This window comes from Rhizobium sp. 01T417, from assembly GCF_056398905.1.
This window is the reverse complement of the sequence record NZ_JBFTQH010000022.1, coordinates 1-15,084: the sequence shown is the minus strand read 5'-3', so window position 1 is coordinate 15,084 and position 15,084 is coordinate 1. Positions and strand designations below refer to the sequence as shown.

The window sequence follows — 15,084 nt, the reverse complement described above, 5'->3', positions numbered from 1 at the left end:
TTTCCCTGCCTTTGCTATCGGGCGTCGCGGGTGAGAAGCACCCACTCGTGTTTCCTGCCGTTTTCGAAGAAGGCCACGGCATTCGTTCGCGCCGCCTCCGAAAATCCATTCTTCTTGTAAAGCGACAGAGCCGCCTCGTTGTAACCTGCGGTAATCAGGCTGACCGGCGCATTTTCCGCACGCTCAATCTGATCCATGAGAAGCCGTCGACCGATCCCGATGCCACGCAGATGGCTGTAGACACCGAGCGTTCCGACAAACCAGCTTCCCACCACCATTTTCTGCAGATCGATGACCGGCTTCAGCGCCGGGCGATCCGCCTCGATATTCCGTATGCCTTCGCCAAGACCGTAGCCGATCGCGGCTCCCGCGATCTCGCCATGGGCTTCGGCAATCACGGCGTCGCTCCAGTTGCCTTGCCCCTGGTCGCCACGCAGCTTCTGCCGTCCACGCTCCATCGGCGTATCGCCGCCACCGTTTCCAAGCTCCACCAGCCAGAGCCAGGAGGCGAAACCATGGGAAGCGATGTCCGTGAGTAAAGCCAGCTCCGTCGCATCCTCCCGCGTCGCGGGACGAAGCGAAGCGAAGGATCCCATGCTCAAAGCCCCAGCATCATCCGCACAGTCGACTCCATGCCGCGCCCAAGAGCGCGGGTATTGTCCGCATCAAGGTGAATGCCATCGACCGGTGTCGTCTTCGCCACCGAATTGCCGTCAAAGAAGCCGCAGCCGAGTTCGTCCGCGAGATCACGATAAAGGGTCGGAAGCTTCGCCGACTCCTCGATGGCGCCGACGAACGACGCCGCAAATGGCACGTTTGCCGTCTCACGCACCTTCGGCGGCGCGACGATCAGAATGTCCGGCCCATCGAATTCGAAGGGCCAGGCATGATTGCGGATCAGACGCACCAGCCGGGCAATGCCCTGGCAGGCGGCAAAGGCCGAACCCGCCACGACAGGCTTCATGTCGTTGGTGCCAAGCAGCAAAATGACAAGATCAAGCGGCGCATGGCTCTGCAGAATCGTGGGAAGGATGCGTGCGCCGTTCCGGTCGCAGTCGGCGAGATGGTCGTCGAAGGCGGTGGTTCGCCCATTCAATCCTTCGGCGATGATCCGCACTTCGTTGCCGAGTGCCGCCTGAAGCGCACTTGGCCAACGATCCTTGTAGGCATGACGTCCGATCGTGTCGGCGTCATAGCCCCAAGTCAGCGAGTCACCATAGCAAAGAACGGTCTTCGTCATTTCCGCCTCCGCTCCGGTCTCAGACGAGCATACCCATCGGATTTTCGATGTAGCCCTTGAACGCCTGCAGCAACTCCGCACCAAGCGCGCCGTCGACGCAGCGATGGTCGGTCGACAGCGTGACCGTCATCACGGTTGCGACAGCCAGCTGGCCGTTCTTGACGACGGGGCGCTGCTCGCCTGCGCCGACTGCGAGGATCGTCGCATGCGGCGGGTTGATGACGGCTGCGAACTGCTTGACGCCCATCATGCCCATGTTGGAGACCGAGCTGGTTCCGCCTTGGTATTCTTCGGGCTTCAGCTTGCGATCCTTGGCGCGCTTGCCGAGATCACGCATCTCGTTGGAGATGGCCGACAGGGTCTTCTCCTCGGCCTTGCGGATGATCGGGGTGATCAGGCCGCCAGGGATCGAGACGGCAACGCCGACATCGGCGTGCTTGTGCTTGACCATGTTGGCTTCGGTCCAGGAGACGTTCGCATCCGGAACATCGCGCAGAGCCAGCGCCATAGCCTTGATGACCATATCGTTGACCGACAACTTGTAGGACGGCGCACCATCCTTGCGGGGAGCGGCATCGTTCAGCTGGGCACGCAGAGACATCAGTGCATCGAGCTCGCAATCCACGGTGACGTAGAAGTGGGGCACAGTCTGCTTGGACTCGACGAGGCGCTTGGCGATGACCTTGCGCATGCCATCATGCGGCACGAGCTCGTAAGAGCCCGGTTCGAACAGCTTGAGAACGCTCTCGTCCGATGCGCCCTTCGGGGCTGCAGCAGGAGCCGGTGCGGCAGCCTGTGGAGCAGCAGCAGCCGGAGCAGCCTTTGCACCACCACCTGACACGGCCGCTTCGACATCGCTCTTGACAACGCGGCCGTGAGGGCCGGAGCCTGATATGGCCGAGAGATCGATACCGGATTCCTTGGCCAGTCGACGCGCAAGCGGCGAGGAGAAGGTGCGATTTCCGCCCGCGGGAGCGGCTGCAGGTGCCGCTGCCGGAACCGGTGCGGCAGCAGCCGGAGCCGGTGCTGCCGGCGCTGCTTCCGCCTTCCGGGCTTCAGCAGCCTTCGGCGCCGGTGCGGCAGAGCCTGCACCGCTTGCAGCAGCGGATACATCTTCGCCATCGGCAGCAAGCACGGCGATCAAGGCATTGACCTTGACGCCTTCCGTGCCGGCAGGAACGACGATCTTGGCAACCGTGCCCTCATCGACGGCTTCGACTTCCATCGTTGCCTTGTCGGTTTCGATTTCCGCAATGATGTCGCCCGACTTGACCGTGTCGCCTTCCTTGACGAGCCACTTGGCCAGATTGCCTTCTTCCATCGTCGGAGAGAGGGCAGGCATCGTGATGTTGATAGGCATCGAAATACCCTCCCCTTGTTACTTGTAGCAAACGGCCTTTACGGCATCGACGACCTCGGCGACGCTCGGCAGTGCGAGCTTCTCGAGATTGGCGGCGTAGGGCATCGGAACGTCCTTGCCGGCGATCGTGAGAACCGGCGCATCGAGGTAGTCAAAGGCCTGCTGCATGACGCGGGTAGCGATTTCGGTGCCGACCGAGTTCTGCGGATAGCCTTCCTCGACGGTGACCAGACGGCCGGTCTTCTTGACCGATTCAATCACGGTCGGAAGGTCCATCGGGCGCAGCGTGCGCAGATCGATCAGCTCGGCATCGATGCCGATCTTTTCGAGTTCGGCGACGGCCTTGGTGGCATAGGTCATGCCGATGCCGAAGGAGACGATCGTGACGTCCCTGCCCGGACGATGGATGCGAGCCTTGCCGATCGGGAGAACGAAATTATCGAGCTTCGGCACATCGAAATGCTGACCGTAGAGGATTTCGTTCTCGAGGAAGACAACAGGGTTCGGATCGCGGATGGCAGCCTTGAGCAGACCCTTTGCGTCGGATGCCGTGTAGGGCATGACGACCTTGAGGCCCGGGATCTGGCTGTACCATGCCGAGTAGTCCTGGCTGTGCTGGGCACCGACGCGGGCAGCTGCACCGTTCGGGCCGCGGAAGACGATCGGAGCACCCATCTGGCCACCGGACATGTAGAGCGTCTTGGCGGCGGAGTTGATGATCTGGTCGATCGCCTGCATGGCGAAGTTGAAGGTCATGAACTCGACGATCGGCTTCAGACCGGACATGGCAGCACCGACGCCGACGCCGGCAAAGCCGTGCTCGGTGATCGGGGTGTCGATGACGCGGCGGGCGCCGAATTCCTGCAGAAGACCCTGGGTGACCTTGTAGGCGCCCTGGTATTCGGCAACTTCTTCGCCCATGACGAAGACGCTGTCGTCGGCGCGCATTTCTTCGGCCATGGCATCGCGAAGCGCTTCGCGAACAGTCATGGAGACCATTTCCGTACCTGCCGGAATTTCCCGATCGTTCGGCACGGCAGCCTTCGGCTCCGCCGGAACCGGAGCAGCAGCAGGCTTTTCTTCCGCCTGCGGAGCGGCAGCGACAGGTGCGGGCTGCGCGGCAGGTGCGGCAGAGATGTCGGACGCCGATTCACCGTCCTGAAGCAGGACCGCGATCTTGGCATTGACCTTCACATTTTCCGTGCCGGCCGGAACCAGGAGCTTGCCGATGACGCCTTCATCGACGGCTTCGACTTCCATCGTTGCCTTGTCGGTTTCGATTTCGGCGATCACGTCACCAGACTTGACGGTGTCGCCTTCCTGCTTGAGCCATTTGGAAAGCGTGCCTTCTTCCATCGTCGGAGAGAGGGCGGGCATGAGAATATCGATTGGCATGGGTCGTCCCTCCCCGATTAGAGCAGAATGTCAGTGTAGAGCTCGGATGCATCCGGCTCCGGATCGGACTGGGCGAAGTCGGCGCTGTCGGCAACGACATCGCGGACATCCTTGTCGATCGCCTTCAGATCGTCTTCCGAGGCCCAACCCTTCTCAAGGAGGCGCGCACGCACCTGCTCGATCGGATCCTGCTCGGAGCGCATCTTCTGCACTTCTTCCTTCGTGCGGTACTTCGCCGGGTCGGACATCGAGTGACCGCGATAGCGGTAGGTCAGCATCTCGAGGATGATCGGACCCTTGCCGGAGCGGCAATGCTCGAGGGCTTCGTCGGCTGCGGCCTTTACGGCGCGGACATCCATGCCATCGACCTGGATGCCGGGGATGCCGAAGCCGGAGCCACGCAGGGAGTAGTTCGACTGCGCGGTCGCGCGGGCAGTCGAGGTGCCCATGGCGTAACGGTTGTTTTCGACGATGTAGATGATCGGGAGCTTCCAGAGAGCAGCCATGTTGAAGCTCTCGTAGACCTGGCCCTGGTTCGCAGCACCGTCACCGAAGTAAGCGACGGAAACGCTGTCGTTGCCGCGGTAGCGATTGGCGAAAGCGAGACCCGTTCCAAGCGAAACCTGGGCGCCGACGATGCCGTGACCGCCGTAAAAATGCTTCTCTTTCGAGAACATGTGCATCGAGCCGCCCTTGCCGCGCGAATAACCGCTACGGCGGCCGGTCAGTTCGGCCATGACGCCACGCGCGCTCATGCCGGTCGCCAGCATATGGCCGTGATCGCGATAGGCGGTGATAACCTGATCGCCTTCTTTCTGCGCCATCTGCATGCCGACGACGACAGCTTCCTGACCGATGTAGAGGTGACAGAAACCGCCAATGAAGCCCATGCCGTAGAGCTGCCCGGCCTTCTCTTCGAAGCGGCGGATCAGCAGCATTTCGCGGTAGGCCTTGAGCTCCTCGTCGCGCGTGAAATCAGCGACAGGACCACCATTCGAGGCCTTGTTTGCCGGCTTTGCGCTAGTTTTACGGCTGGAAACGGTCGCGGTTTTTCGCGGCGCCATTCAACCCTCCCTATGGGTTTGTCGGTTCTTTGGTGGCGCACACCATAGGGAAGAAATTTAGCCACAGCAATGCCATAAATGCATGGCTCGTATTCATCAGTAAATCACTGATAAATAACGCTTTATTTCGATTAACTGAATTTCAGTTAATTCGAATAGTGATTGAATATGACGATCTCGTCGGCGCGAGAAACATTAAGCTGAAGACGCGCTTTCTCGTCCAGCATGTCCTTGTCCATCGAACCGTCGCTCAGCAGCGCGACCTGCTTTTCAAGATGCTCGCGCTTGCCTTTCAGAACCGCCAACTCCCTTTCGCGCGCTATCCGCTGGCGCTCGAACCCCTCGGTTGCCCGCAGACCGTAATCACCATGAATGCAATGATAGCCGAAGTAGGAGAGAAACGCGACCGTCATCGCGGGAACCACGAAACGACCGATCTTTTTCTTCTTGTGATGCTTTGTCCACATAAACGCACGCTCGAACGCATTACCTCGATGCGCTGAAGACTACCGGGCAGAGATTAACTGTCCGTTGACTATGAAAAATCGGGCACGAAAAAACCCGCGCCTTTCGTAGACGCGGGTCCAAGTCGCTCAATTCAGGCGCGATTGATCAGCCGCGGATGATCGAACGGCCGGCGTAGCGGGCCTGCGGGCCGAGACCCTCTTCGATGCGGATCAGCTGGTTGTACTTGGCCAGGCGATCCGAGCGCGACAGCGAGCCGGTCTTGATCTGACCGCAGTTGGTGGCGACCGCCAGATCGGCAATCGTCGAATCTTCGGTTTCACCGGAACGGTGCGACATGACTGCGGTGTAGGCAGCCTTATGCGCAGTGTTGACGGCGTCGAGCGTTTCCGTCAGCGAGCCGATCTGGTTGACCTTGACGAGAATCGAGTTGGCAACGCCCATGCGGATACCATCACGCAGACGGGCCGAGTTGGTGACGAACAGATCGTCACCGACCAGCTGGACCTTCTTGCCGGCCAGATCCGTCAGTGCCTTCCAGCCGTCCCAATCGTCTTCAGCCATACCGTCTTCGATGGAGATGATCGGATACTGGGCGGCGAGCTGGGCAAGGTATTCAGCCATGGCACCCGATTCCAGCGTGCGGCCTTCGCCTTCGAGAACGTACTTGCCGTCCTTGAAGAATTCGGTCGCAGCGCAGTCGAGGCCGAGGTAGATGTCTTCGCCCGGCTTGTAGCCGGCTTTCTCGATCGACTTCATGATGAAGTCGAGGGCTTCAGGGGCGCTCTTCAGGCCCGGCGCGAAACCACCCTCATCGCCGACGTTGGTGTTGTGGCCCTGAGCCGACAGCTCCTTCTTGAGGACGTGGAATACTTCCGAGCCCATGCGAACGGCTTCGCGGATGGAATCGGCACCGACCGGCAGGATCATGAACTCCTGGAAGTCGATCGGGTTGTCGGCATGCGCGCCACCGTTGATGATGTTCATCATCGGGACCGGCAGCAGGTGGGCGCTGGCGCCACCGACATAACGGTAGAGCGGCAGGCCGGCAGCCTGGGCAGCAGCCTTGGCAACCGCGAGCGATACGCCGAGGATGGCGTTGGCGCCGAGGCGCGACTTGTTCGGCGTGCCGTCCAGTTCGATCATGATGTTGTCGATCTGGATCTGGTTTTCGGCATCAATGCCGCCGATCGCGTCAAAAATTTCGGTGTTGGCGGCTTCGACAGCCTTTTCAACACCCTTGCCGAGATAGCGATTGCCACCATCGCGAACTTCAACAGCTTCGTGAGCACCGGTGGAAGCGCCCGACGGCACCGCCGCACGGCCCATGCTGCCGTCTTCGAGATAGACATCGACTTCGACGGTCGGATTGCCACGGCTGTCGAGAATCTCGCGGGCGATAATGTCGGTAATTGCAGTCATCGGTTCTTCCTGCTCGGTGGGTGATAACGTTGGAAGCCTGTTTAATCGAAGGCACACAAATTACAATGCCACACTGACGACAGATGGCATGCCACGGCCCTAACGGGTGAATATGTCAGGCCTTTGAAGGCACGCCCGGCCGTTGGTTAGAGACAACGCTTATCAACTTTCAAAACCTGAAGTTTTGGAAATATAAATTTTGACTTTCAAGCTGGTTGTAAATTTATCGACCAGTAACCAATCATATTTATAGTTAACGGCCGAAAGGAAATAGCACCTTCTTCGGCAGGCGTTATTGCATGATGCGCTTCCTTATGCGGCCAGGCCGCCTGTCACGATCCATAGCTGCTGCTCGAAAATTTCCAATGGTTTCAGAAACGACGTCGTTCACTATTTACTATTTACGGGGCATAGGATGAAACTCAATATTGCACGAAGCCTTGCAATCTTCGCGGTGGTCGTCGCCACCGGGCTCATTGCTTCGATCGGCATACAAAACTACGCCTTCAATAAGCTACGCGTGAACGGCGAGATGTACCGGCAAATCGTCTACGGCAAGGATCTCGTTGCCGATATTCTGCCGCCGCCCCTCTATGTCGTTGAATCCTACATGCTTGCACTCGAGGCGGTGCAGCGCCCGGAGGTCGCCGGAAAGAACATCGACCGCATTCAAAATGTCCTGAAGCCCGCCTATGAGGATCGCCGCAAGTATTGGCAGGCAACCGCGCTCAGCGCAGACCTCAAGGAAAAACTTCTGAACGACGTCCTCATCAAAGGCGATGCGTTCTGGAAGGTGATACAGGACGAACTCGCGCCCGCCATCCTTAACGACGACTCTGCGGTCATCCCGACAGCCTTCGAGAAGCTTGCGACCAATTTTCATATCCACGAAACGGCGGTCAACGAGCTCGTTGATATGGCGAACGCCTTCCTGGCAAAGGCTGAAAAAGACGCGGCCGAACAGACAAGCATTCTCTCGGCGATCACGGTTGCATCTGCGGCGGTCTCGCTTTGCCTGCTTCTTGGCGGCCTCTACGCCTTCCGCCGGCGCGCCATCGTGCCACTTTCGGCGATGCGCGACTACATGGCGATCCTGGCGGGCGGCGACTATTCCAAGGAAGTCCCCTTCAGCCACCGTGTCGATGAAATTGGCGAAATGGCACGCGCCGTCACCGTGCTTCGCGAATCGGCGCAAGAACGGAACAAAATCCGCGAACACCAGGATGCGGAGCGCCAGGCCCAAGCCCAGCGCGATGCGGCGCTGGCCGCCTCCAAGGCTGATGAGGATGCCGGCCGCGAACGCATCATCGTGAGCCTGAGCCGCGGCCTGGACCGTCTTTCCCGCGGCGACCTCACCGTCCAGCTCAACGAAGCGTTCGCGCCAGACTACGAGAGGCTACGCGAGCAGTTCAATTCGAGCGTCCGCACGCTTTCCGGCACAATGAGGGATATCGCGACGGCAACCACTACGGTCAGGACTGGCACTAGCGAAATCGCAACAAGCACGGATGATCTGGCCCGGCGAACGGAACATCAGGCCGCATCGCTGGAGCAGGCAGCCTCGGCGCTAGATCAGATCACGGTTACGGTCAAAAACTCGTCGGAACGCGCCCATGAAGCAAACGCGATGATGACGGTGACGAAGGAAAGCGCCAGCTATTCGGCAACTGTCGTGCACGAGGCCGTAGCTGCAATGGAGAAGATCGAAGCATCATCCGTGCAGATCGGCGAAATCATCAACGTCATCGACGAGATCGCCTTCCAGACCAACTTGCTCGCGCTCAATGCTGGTGTTGAGGCCGCTCGTGCCGGCGAGGCCGGAAAGGGTTTTGCCGTCGTGGCGCAAGAAGTGCGCGACCTCGCCGGCCGCTCTGCCAAGCTGGCGAAGGAAATCAAGCAGTTGGTCGAGACTTCGTCCAGTCAGGTGTCAACCGGCGTTGCCTTGGTGAACCGCACCGGCGAAGCCTTGAACAGTATCGATCAGCAGGTGCTGAAGGTGACGACGCTGATCGAGGCGATCGTGCGCTCTTCCTCTGAACAGACGACCGCGCTCGTCGAGGTCAATGCCGCCGTCAACACCATGGACAGCGTCACCCAACAAAACGCCGCGATGGCGGAGGAAACCAGCGCAGCCTGCCGCGAGCTTGGCAACGAGGCGCTACACCTCAATCACCTGCTCTCCCGCTTCGCTCTCGAAGGCACGGAGAGGACGGCAGGATCGGCATATCCCACAAAGACGAGGTTGGCGCTCGCCGGTTGACGGCGTGCACGTCCATCCATTTATCCCGCCTTGGCAATCGCATCGAAGGCCAGCAGCTTTTCGAGAAGCCGCGGCATATCCCGCAGATAGACCATGTTGGGACCATCCGAAGGCGCATTGTCAGGATCCTCGTGGGTTTCCACGAATACGCCAGCGACGCCGACAGCGACCGCCGCACGCGCGAGCGTCTCCACGAACTCGCGCTGCCCTCCGCTCGAACCGCCCTGCCCGCCCGGCTGCTGGACCGAATGCGTGGCGTCGAAGACCACGGGGGCGCCCATCGCCGCCATGACAGGCAGCGATCGCATGTCGGAGACCAGCGTATTGTAGCCGAAGGAAGCACCGCGTTCGCAAAGCAAGATGTTCGGATTTCCGCTCGAATTCAGCTTGTTGAGAACGTTCTTCATGTCCCAGGGCGCGAGGAACTGCCCCTTCTTGACGTTGATGACGCGGCCGGTCTTGGCGGCGGCAACGAGCAGGTCGGTCTGACGGCTGAGGAAAGCTGGGATCTGCAGGATGTCGACGACGGTGGACACCTCGGCACACTGCTCTTCGGTATGAATGTCGGTCAGGACAGGAAAGCCGTATTCCCTCTTGAGATCGGCGAACACTTCAAGCGCCGTTTCGAGGCCGATACCGCGCTGCGCTGACAGCGACGTCCGGTTCGCCTTGTCAAAGGAGGACTTGTAGACGAGGCCGAGACCAAGCTTGTCGCAGAGTTCCTTCAGCACACCGGCGACCATGAAGGCATGCTCGCGGCTCTCCATCTGACAAGGCCCGGCAATCAGCGACAGCTTGCCGGAATTCGAAAAGGTGACGCGGCCGGCGCCTTCGCCGACCACGACTTCGGAATTTGTCTGGCTCATCGTTTCTCCTCGAAGGCGAAGAGAGCGCCCTGTCCGGGCGCGGCCTTCACCAGAATTCGATTGTTCTTGCGCGTATAGGTCATCCCGTTAGCAGCCAATTGCGCTTCTGTCACGGCGAGATCGCCTACTTTGAAAACGATGGCAACACCACGCAGACCGCGATCGTCGGAAGGCGCAGGGATGTCGAAGTAGGCGTCCAGTCCATCCGGGGAGAGAACACTCACTCTGGCATTCGGAGTTGTCACGCTCACACCGAAGGCCTCATTGGTCGTTCCCAAGCTGTGGGCGGCGGCGCGCAGGAATGGTCCAAACGCCTTGGGGTCGGGTGCCCCAAGCACGATCTCTGCGATCCCAACCACCCCATTTGCATGCACTTGCAGGGCTTTCCGGTCGGCTGGCAGCGGGTTGACACGTTGGCATGTGAAGAAAAAGAAATCTGGAGCGCGCAGGTCAACTGCAAAGGCGAGCTTAAATGCAGCCGTCACCTCCGAGCCATCGGGCATCTTCATCGGCCGCTCGAACTGCAGCATCTCGCCGCCATTGATCTTTTCGGACAGAAACCGGGCATGGTCGCGATCGGCATCCGCCGTCGCAAAGACCACGGCAGACAGCCCATCGTCTCCACATCGGAATCGAAAGGCACGGTCCCGCGCGGTGAAGACATTGCCTTTCTGCGCCGAAGCTTCATGCAGTTCGGCATTGGCGACCCCGAGAGGCTCCAGATAAGTTTCGTCGGCGAAGAATATGCAGGCATTCTCGGTCCCAAACGGGTGCCGGGCGTCGGGCGCGACGGTGAATCCCAGCTTTCCGAGACGCTCGCGCGAGAGCCTGATATTTGGAACCGGCAGCACGATGTGGTCCAGCGGATGCGCTTCGCTCATGGCAACTTCTCCGGAATTTGCGAAGATGTGCGCCGGGCAACAGGACAATGCAACCCCCTTCTACGCTTTCGGTCAAATGAGACGCAAAAACTCAGCAAGTTGCAGGCAAGTTTTACGAAAATTTAGGTACTTGCGGAACACATATGGAACATATAGTGTCTGTTCTGGCTTTGTTTCACGACTCTGGGGTTCAACTTCGATGCTGACGCGCAAGCAACAGGAGCTTCTTCTCTTCATTCACGAGCGAATGAAGGAGTCCGGTGTCCCCCCTTCTTTTGATGAAATGAAGGATGCCTTGGACCTCGCGTCGAAGTCAGGCATCCACCGCCTGATTACCGCGCTGGAGGAACGGGGCTTCATTCGCCGACTGCCGAATCGAGCCCGCGCTCTGGAAGTCATCAAACTGCCCGAGGCATATAACCCGAGCCTGCAGCCCCGCCGCGGTTTTTCGCCGAGCGTTATCGAAGGCAGCCTCGGCAAACCACAGCCAGTTGTGGCGCCGAAGCCAGCGCCGCAGGCTGACAACGGCGGTCCTGCCTCTGTACCGGTCATGGGACGGATTGCTGCCGGCGTACCGATTTCGGCAATTCAGAACAATACCCATGACATCACGGTTCCGGCGGACATGCTTGGCCCAGGCGAGCACTATGCGCTTGAGGTCAAGGGCGACTCGATGATCGAGGCCGGCATCTTTGATGGCGACACGGTAATCATCCGCAACGGCAGCACCGCCAATGCCGGCGACATCGTTGTTGCGCTTGTCGATGATGAGGAAGCGACGCTCAAGCGCTTCCGCCGGAAAGGCGCCTCCATCGCACTTGAGGCGGCAAACCCGGCTTACGAGACGCGCATTTTCGGGCCTGACCGTGTCAAGGTCCAGGGCAAGCTTGTCGGCCTCATTCGCCGCTATCATTGAAGGCAAGCGGCTCGCCGTCAAAGGTGCCGCTTCGCCAATTATACGCCCGATGGCGGATCCAAGGGCGGTCGAGCCTCGTATAGGCCGTCGTGACGACGGGGCTACCTTGATCGTCGATCCTTACCTCAGCGGCACCAAAGCGACGCAAGTTTTCGCCGGTGAACAAAAGTGCGCCCGACCGACACCCCGTCGTGCGGAGGCGAGCGGGTGTCACGACGATATCGGCCGTATCGCAGGCAGCGCCGAAGTAAGCGGGATTTTCGACGATCGTCACGACGTAGCCGCTATCGTGCGTGGCTGTGCACCAGACGCCTTTCAGGCATACAAATCGGTTCTCAGCGCTCGTCGCAGCCTGACGTAACGCATCGCGGGCATTGCGCAATTCCACGGCAGATAACCTTTCCGATCTGCCTTGAATGTCCCGCCGCCTGATAGCGTTGACACCCTTCAACAATTGCGGTGGTTGATCTAGCTCCGCGGCGAGCGCCATTCGCCATTGGTCGAAAATGAAGTCAGGCGGATGCGGCCGGTTCGGTGCAAGGACTTGTCCTCTCACAATCGCGACGAGATTGCCGTCTTCGGCAATGACCATGTCGGGCGGCGGTTCGCTCGGCGCAACCACAACAAGCACTGTTGCCAGCGCCGCAATGCCAGCGCCGAGGTAGCGGATCTTGGAGCGCAGAAGGGCAAGTAAGAGGAACCCTGCTACCGCCACAGGAAAATACCAACCCGGCAATCTGCCGATATCGATATTGCCGCCCAGGTCGAGACCATCTGGGCAATGGCGATCACGATGTCGAGCCCGAAACCGGCAATTTTCCATGGAATGACGTCGAGGCCCAAAGGTGTCAGCAGCATAGCGAGCATGCCCATCGGCATCACCACGAAAGAGACCACCGGCATGGCCATGAGATTTGCCGGCAGACCATAAGCGTTGAGCCGGTGGAAGTGCTCGACGGCGAAAAGCGCGGTCGAGAAGCCGCCGATCATCGCGGTCAGCAGGATGCCACCAAAGAAGCATATGATGAAAACGACGGGCGTTACTGCGGCGACCTGCAGCAAGGGATGTTCGTGCGGCGGCCTTCTTGACCAGATCGCGTAAACCGGCGACGAGGGCAAGCGTCGCCGCAAACGACATCCGGAGCTCGGCCGGGGCACTTCCAAGCACGAACCAGAGGATCGCGCCCGCCCCAGCGAAGACGGACGAAACCAGGAAGAACCGCCCATGCTCTATCTCCGTTGCCACGGCGAGACGAAGCCACACGGTACAACGATCCGACGCCGTCCTTATCCGTGTCGGCCACGGCACGAAGGATTGCGTCCGGAAAGTTAGCGGAGGTTCCGCAGGAACTCGTGGCACGAGAAAAGAAGGCTGTGGCGCGCGCCCAAACGCGTCCGCGCCGGGTGTGGCTTCCCTCACCTCCAATGGCCTCAACCCCGGCATGCATTGCGCCCAAAAACAGCCGCCCGTACAACCAGAATGAAAGCTAACGGGCTTCCAAGCAAGAATAATCGATTGAAATCTGAAGGAAAATCGGAAGCCGGAAAAGCTAAGGATAATCATCAGCTTCTGCTATGCGCAGGGGTCATCGCAGAAGTGCCCAAAAGTTGATACTGCGATGCACAAAATGGCGTCACGGTAACTTGGCATTAGGCGCGCGATCATATAGCAATCATCGACGACGCTTAACCCTATGGCGCTTTTATGGCGCCAACCGCCAGTTTGGAGGATCATAATGACGGAACAAAGCGCAACACTGAAAATCGGTGACAAATCAGTCGATCTCGCCGTCAAGAGCGGCACCATCGGTCCTGACGTCATCGATATCGGCGCCCTGTACAAGAACACGGCTTCCTTCACGTACGATCCTGGTTTCACCTCGACCGCGTCCTGTGAATCGAAAATCACCTATATCGACGGTGACGCCGGCGTACTGCTGCATCGCGGCTATCCGATCGAGCAGCTCGCCGAGCACGGCGACTTCCTCGAAGTCTGCTACCTGCTTCTCTACGGAGAACTGCCGACCGCAGCCCAGAAGAAGGACTTCGACTATCGCGTGACGCATCACACGATGGTGCATGAGCAGATGAGCCGGTTCTTCACGGGCTTCCGCCGCGATGCACATCCGATGGCTGTCATGTGCGGTTGCGTCGGCGCGCTGTCGGCGTTCTACCACGACTCCACCGACATCACCGATCCGCATCAGCGCATGGTCGCAAGCCTGCGTATGATCGCCAAGATGCCAACGCTGGCCGCCATGGCCTACAAGTATCACATCGGCCAGCCCTTCGTTTACCCGAAGAACGATCTCGACTACGCGTCGAACTTCCTGCGCATGTGCTTTGCAGTTCCTTGCGAGGAATATGTGGTCAATCCGGTTCTGGCCCGCGCCATGGACCGCATCTTCATCCTGCACGCCGACCACGAGCAGAACGCGTCGACCTCGACCGTCCGCCTCGCCGGCTCGTCGGGTGCAAACCCGTTTGCCTGCATCGCAGCCGGCATTGCATGCCTCTGGGGCCCGGCACACGGCGGCGCCAACGAAGCAGCGCTGAACATGCTGACTGAGATCGGCACTGTTGACCGCATTCCGGAATACATCGCCCGCGCCAAGGACAAGAACGATCCGTTCCGCCTGATGGGCTTCGGTCACCGCGTCTACAAGAACTACGATCCGCGCGCCAAGATCATGCAGAAGACGACGCATGAGGTTCTCGGCGAACTCGGCGTCAAGGACGATCCGTTGCTCGAAGTTGCGATGGAACTCGAGCGCATCGCCCTAACCGATGAATACTTCATCGAGAAGAAGCTCTATCCGAACATCGACTTCTACTCCGGCATCACGCTGAAAGCCCTGGGCTTCCCCACGACTATGTTCACCGTGCTGTTTGCCCTGGCCCGTACGGTCGGCTGGATTGCCCAGTGGAACGAGATGATCGAAGATCCGGAGCAGCGTATCGGTCGCCCGCGCCAGCTTTATGTCGGCGAACCGGAGCGCGACTACGTGCCGGTTTCCAAGCGCTAATCGGCGATCACAGACAGCAAAAAGCCCGGTCAGAAATGACCGGGCTTATACATTGCGAGGCCGGTGCATCGGTTATGATGCACCGGCCTCGTTTGCCATTGAGGTGATTGCAACACCGCAGTGACGATGCGCAGAGCGGTTGGTCCTAGCGGGCCTGAACTTTCGTTCGTAAAAAAGCAGAACCCTTTG

14 protein-coding genes are annotated in these 15,084 nt (G+C 59.6%); 3 read left to right on the top strand and 11 right to left on the bottom strand.

Annotated features, from left to right (window positions below; genetic code table 11):
* Positions 1-14 precede the first annotated feature (14 nt).
* The 7 genes from AC1DPR_RS20385 to eno all read right to left on the bottom strand — a co-directional run bounded on the left by AC1DPR_RS20385 (position 15) and on the right by eno (position 6,946).
* Entirely contained in the window at positions 15-596 is a 582-nt protein-coding gene (locus AC1DPR_RS20385; protein WP_018858803.1) for a GNAT family N-acetyltransferase, read from the bottom strand.
* A 2-nt stretch (positions 597-598) separates the two neighbouring features.
* The gene (locus AC1DPR_RS20380) at positions 599-1,240 is read right to left on the bottom strand and encodes an SGNH/GDSL hydrolase family protein (RefSeq protein ID WP_018858804.1); all 642 of its coding nucleotides are present in this window, start codon (positions 1,238-1,240) and stop codon (positions 599-601) included.
* Between the two features lie 19 nt (positions 1,241-1,259).
* A complete protein-coding gene (locus tag AC1DPR_RS20375; RefSeq protein ID WP_113471319.1) occupies positions 1,260-2,600 on the bottom strand; it encodes a pyruvate dehydrogenase complex dihydrolipoamide acetyltransferase in 1,341 nt (446 codons plus the stop codon).
* Positions 2,601-2,618: 18 nt separating this feature from the next.
* Positions 2,619-3,995, bottom strand: coding sequence for a pyruvate dehydrogenase complex E1 component subunit beta (locus AC1DPR_RS20370; RefSeq protein WP_018858806.1), 1,377 nt, complete (start codon positions 3,993-3,995; stop codon positions 2,619-2,621).
* A gap of 17 nt (positions 3,996-4,012) precedes the next feature.
* The gene (pdhA, locus tag AC1DPR_RS20365) at positions 4,013-5,059 is read right to left on the bottom strand and encodes a pyruvate dehydrogenase (acetyl-transferring) E1 component subunit alpha (RefSeq protein ID WP_018858807.1); all 1,047 of its coding nucleotides are present in this window, start codon (positions 5,057-5,059) and stop codon (positions 4,013-4,015) included.
* 146 nt (positions 5,060-5,205) lie between these two features.
* A complete protein-coding gene (locus AC1DPR_RS20360) occupies positions 5,206-5,526 on the bottom strand; it encodes an FtsB family cell division protein (protein ID WP_007532419.1) in 321 nt (106 codons plus the stop codon).
* Between the two features lie 145 nt (positions 5,527-5,671).
* A complete protein-coding gene (gene eno, locus AC1DPR_RS20355) occupies positions 5,672-6,946 on the bottom strand; it encodes a phosphopyruvate hydratase (protein WP_112659422.1) in 1,275 nt (424 codons plus the stop codon).
* A gap of 415 nt (positions 6,947-7,361) precedes the next feature.
* Here eno and AC1DPR_RS20350 point away from each other — a divergent pair, with 415 nt between their 5' ends.
* The gene (locus tag AC1DPR_RS20350; protein WP_113471320.1) at positions 7,362-9,206 is read left to right on the top strand and encodes a methyl-accepting chemotaxis protein; all 1,845 of its coding nucleotides are present in this window, start codon (positions 7,362-7,364) and stop codon (positions 9,204-9,206) included.
* A gap of 20 nt (positions 9,207-9,226) precedes the next feature.
* Here AC1DPR_RS20350 and kdsA read toward each other — a convergent pair whose 3' ends face one another.
* Complete coding sequence (kdsA, locus tag AC1DPR_RS20345) at positions 9,227-10,072, bottom strand: 3-deoxy-8-phosphooctulonate synthase (protein ID WP_018858810.1); 846 nt, start codon at positions 10,070-10,072, stop codon at positions 9,227-9,229.
* A complete protein-coding gene (locus tag AC1DPR_RS20340; RefSeq protein ID WP_018858811.1) occupies positions 10,069-10,953 on the bottom strand; it encodes a VOC family protein in 885 nt (294 codons plus the stop codon). Before AC1DPR_RS20340 ends, kdsA begins: the two co-directional genes overlap by 4 nt.
* A 199-nt stretch (positions 10,954-11,152) precedes the next feature.
* Here AC1DPR_RS20340 and lexA point away from each other — a divergent pair, with 199 nt between their 5' ends.
* Positions 11,153-11,869, top strand: a complete 717-nt coding sequence (gene lexA, locus AC1DPR_RS20335) for a transcriptional repressor LexA (RefSeq protein ID WP_018858812.1) — start codon at positions 11,153-11,155, stop codon at positions 11,867-11,869.
* Here the strand turns inward: lexA and AC1DPR_RS20330 are convergent.
* Both AC1DPR_RS20330 and AC1DPR_RS20325 read right to left on the bottom strand, forming a co-directional pair.
* A complete protein-coding gene (locus AC1DPR_RS20330) occupies positions 11,850-12,584 on the bottom strand; it encodes a hypothetical protein (RefSeq protein WP_113471321.1) in 735 nt (244 codons plus the stop codon). The two genes, lexA and AC1DPR_RS20330, sit on opposite strands and share 20 nt — an antisense overlap.
* The gene (locus AC1DPR_RS20325) at positions 12,575-12,931 is read right to left on the bottom strand and encodes a ComEC/Rec2 family competence protein (RefSeq protein ID WP_026372001.1); all 357 of its coding nucleotides are present in this window, start codon (positions 12,929-12,931) and stop codon (positions 12,575-12,577) included. Before AC1DPR_RS20325 ends, AC1DPR_RS20330 begins: the two co-directional genes overlap by 10 nt.
* 674 nt (positions 12,932-13,605) lie before the next feature.
* On the opposite strand from AC1DPR_RS20325, the gene gltA reads away from it, so the two are divergent.
* Positions 13,606-14,895: a citrate synthase gene (gltA, locus tag AC1DPR_RS20320; protein WP_018858813.1), complete on the top strand. Its 1,290-nt coding sequence runs from the start codon at positions 13,606-13,608 to the stop codon at positions 14,893-14,895.
* The last annotated feature ends 189 nt before the right edge of the window (positions 14,896-15,084 follow it).

Bases quoted from the DNA above. Each gene is read 5' to 3' on its own strand.
- AC1DPR_RS20340 (WP_018858811.1), bottom strand. From the start codon at position 10,953: ATGAGCGAAGCGCATCCGCTGGACCACATCGTGCTGCCGGTTCCAAAT.
- AC1DPR_RS20350 (WP_113471320.1), top strand. From the start codon at position 7,362: ATGAAACTCAATATTGCACGAAGCCTTGCAATCTTCGCGGTGGTCGTC.
- kdsA (WP_018858810.1), bottom strand. From the start codon at position 10,072: ATGAGCCAGACAAATTCCGAAGTCGTGGTCGGCGAAGGCGCCGGCCGC.
- eno (WP_112659422.1), bottom strand. From the start codon at position 6,946: ATGACTGCAATTACCGACATTATCGCCCGCGAGATTCTCGACAGCCGT.
- gltA (WP_018858813.1), top strand. From the start codon at position 13,606: ATGACGGAACAAAGCGCAACACTGAAAATCGGTGACAAATCAGTCGAT.
- lexA (WP_018858812.1), top strand. From the start codon at position 11,153: ATGCTGACGCGCAAGCAACAGGAGCTTCTTCTCTTCATTCACGAGCGA.
- pdhA (WP_018858807.1), bottom strand. From the start codon at position 5,059: ATGGCGCCGCGAAAAACCGCGACCGTTTCCAGCCGTAAAACTAGCGCA.
- AC1DPR_RS20385 (WP_018858803.1), bottom strand. From the start codon at position 596: ATGGGATCCTTCGCTTCGCTTCGTCCCGCGACGCGGGAGGATGCGACG.
- AC1DPR_RS20370 (WP_018858806.1), bottom strand. From the start codon at position 3,995: ATGCCAATCGATATTCTCATGCCCGCCCTCTCTCCGACGATGGAAGAA.
- AC1DPR_RS20360 (WP_007532419.1), bottom strand. From the start codon at position 5,526: ATGTGGACAAAGCATCACAAGAAGAAAAAGATCGGTCGTTTCGTGGTT.
- AC1DPR_RS20380 (WP_018858804.1), bottom strand. From the start codon at position 1,240: ATGACGAAGACCGTTCTTTGCTATGGTGACTCGCTGACTTGGGGCTAT.
- AC1DPR_RS20375 (WP_113471319.1), bottom strand. From the start codon at position 2,600: ATGCCTATCAACATCACGATGCCTGCCCTCTCTCCGACGATGGAAGAA.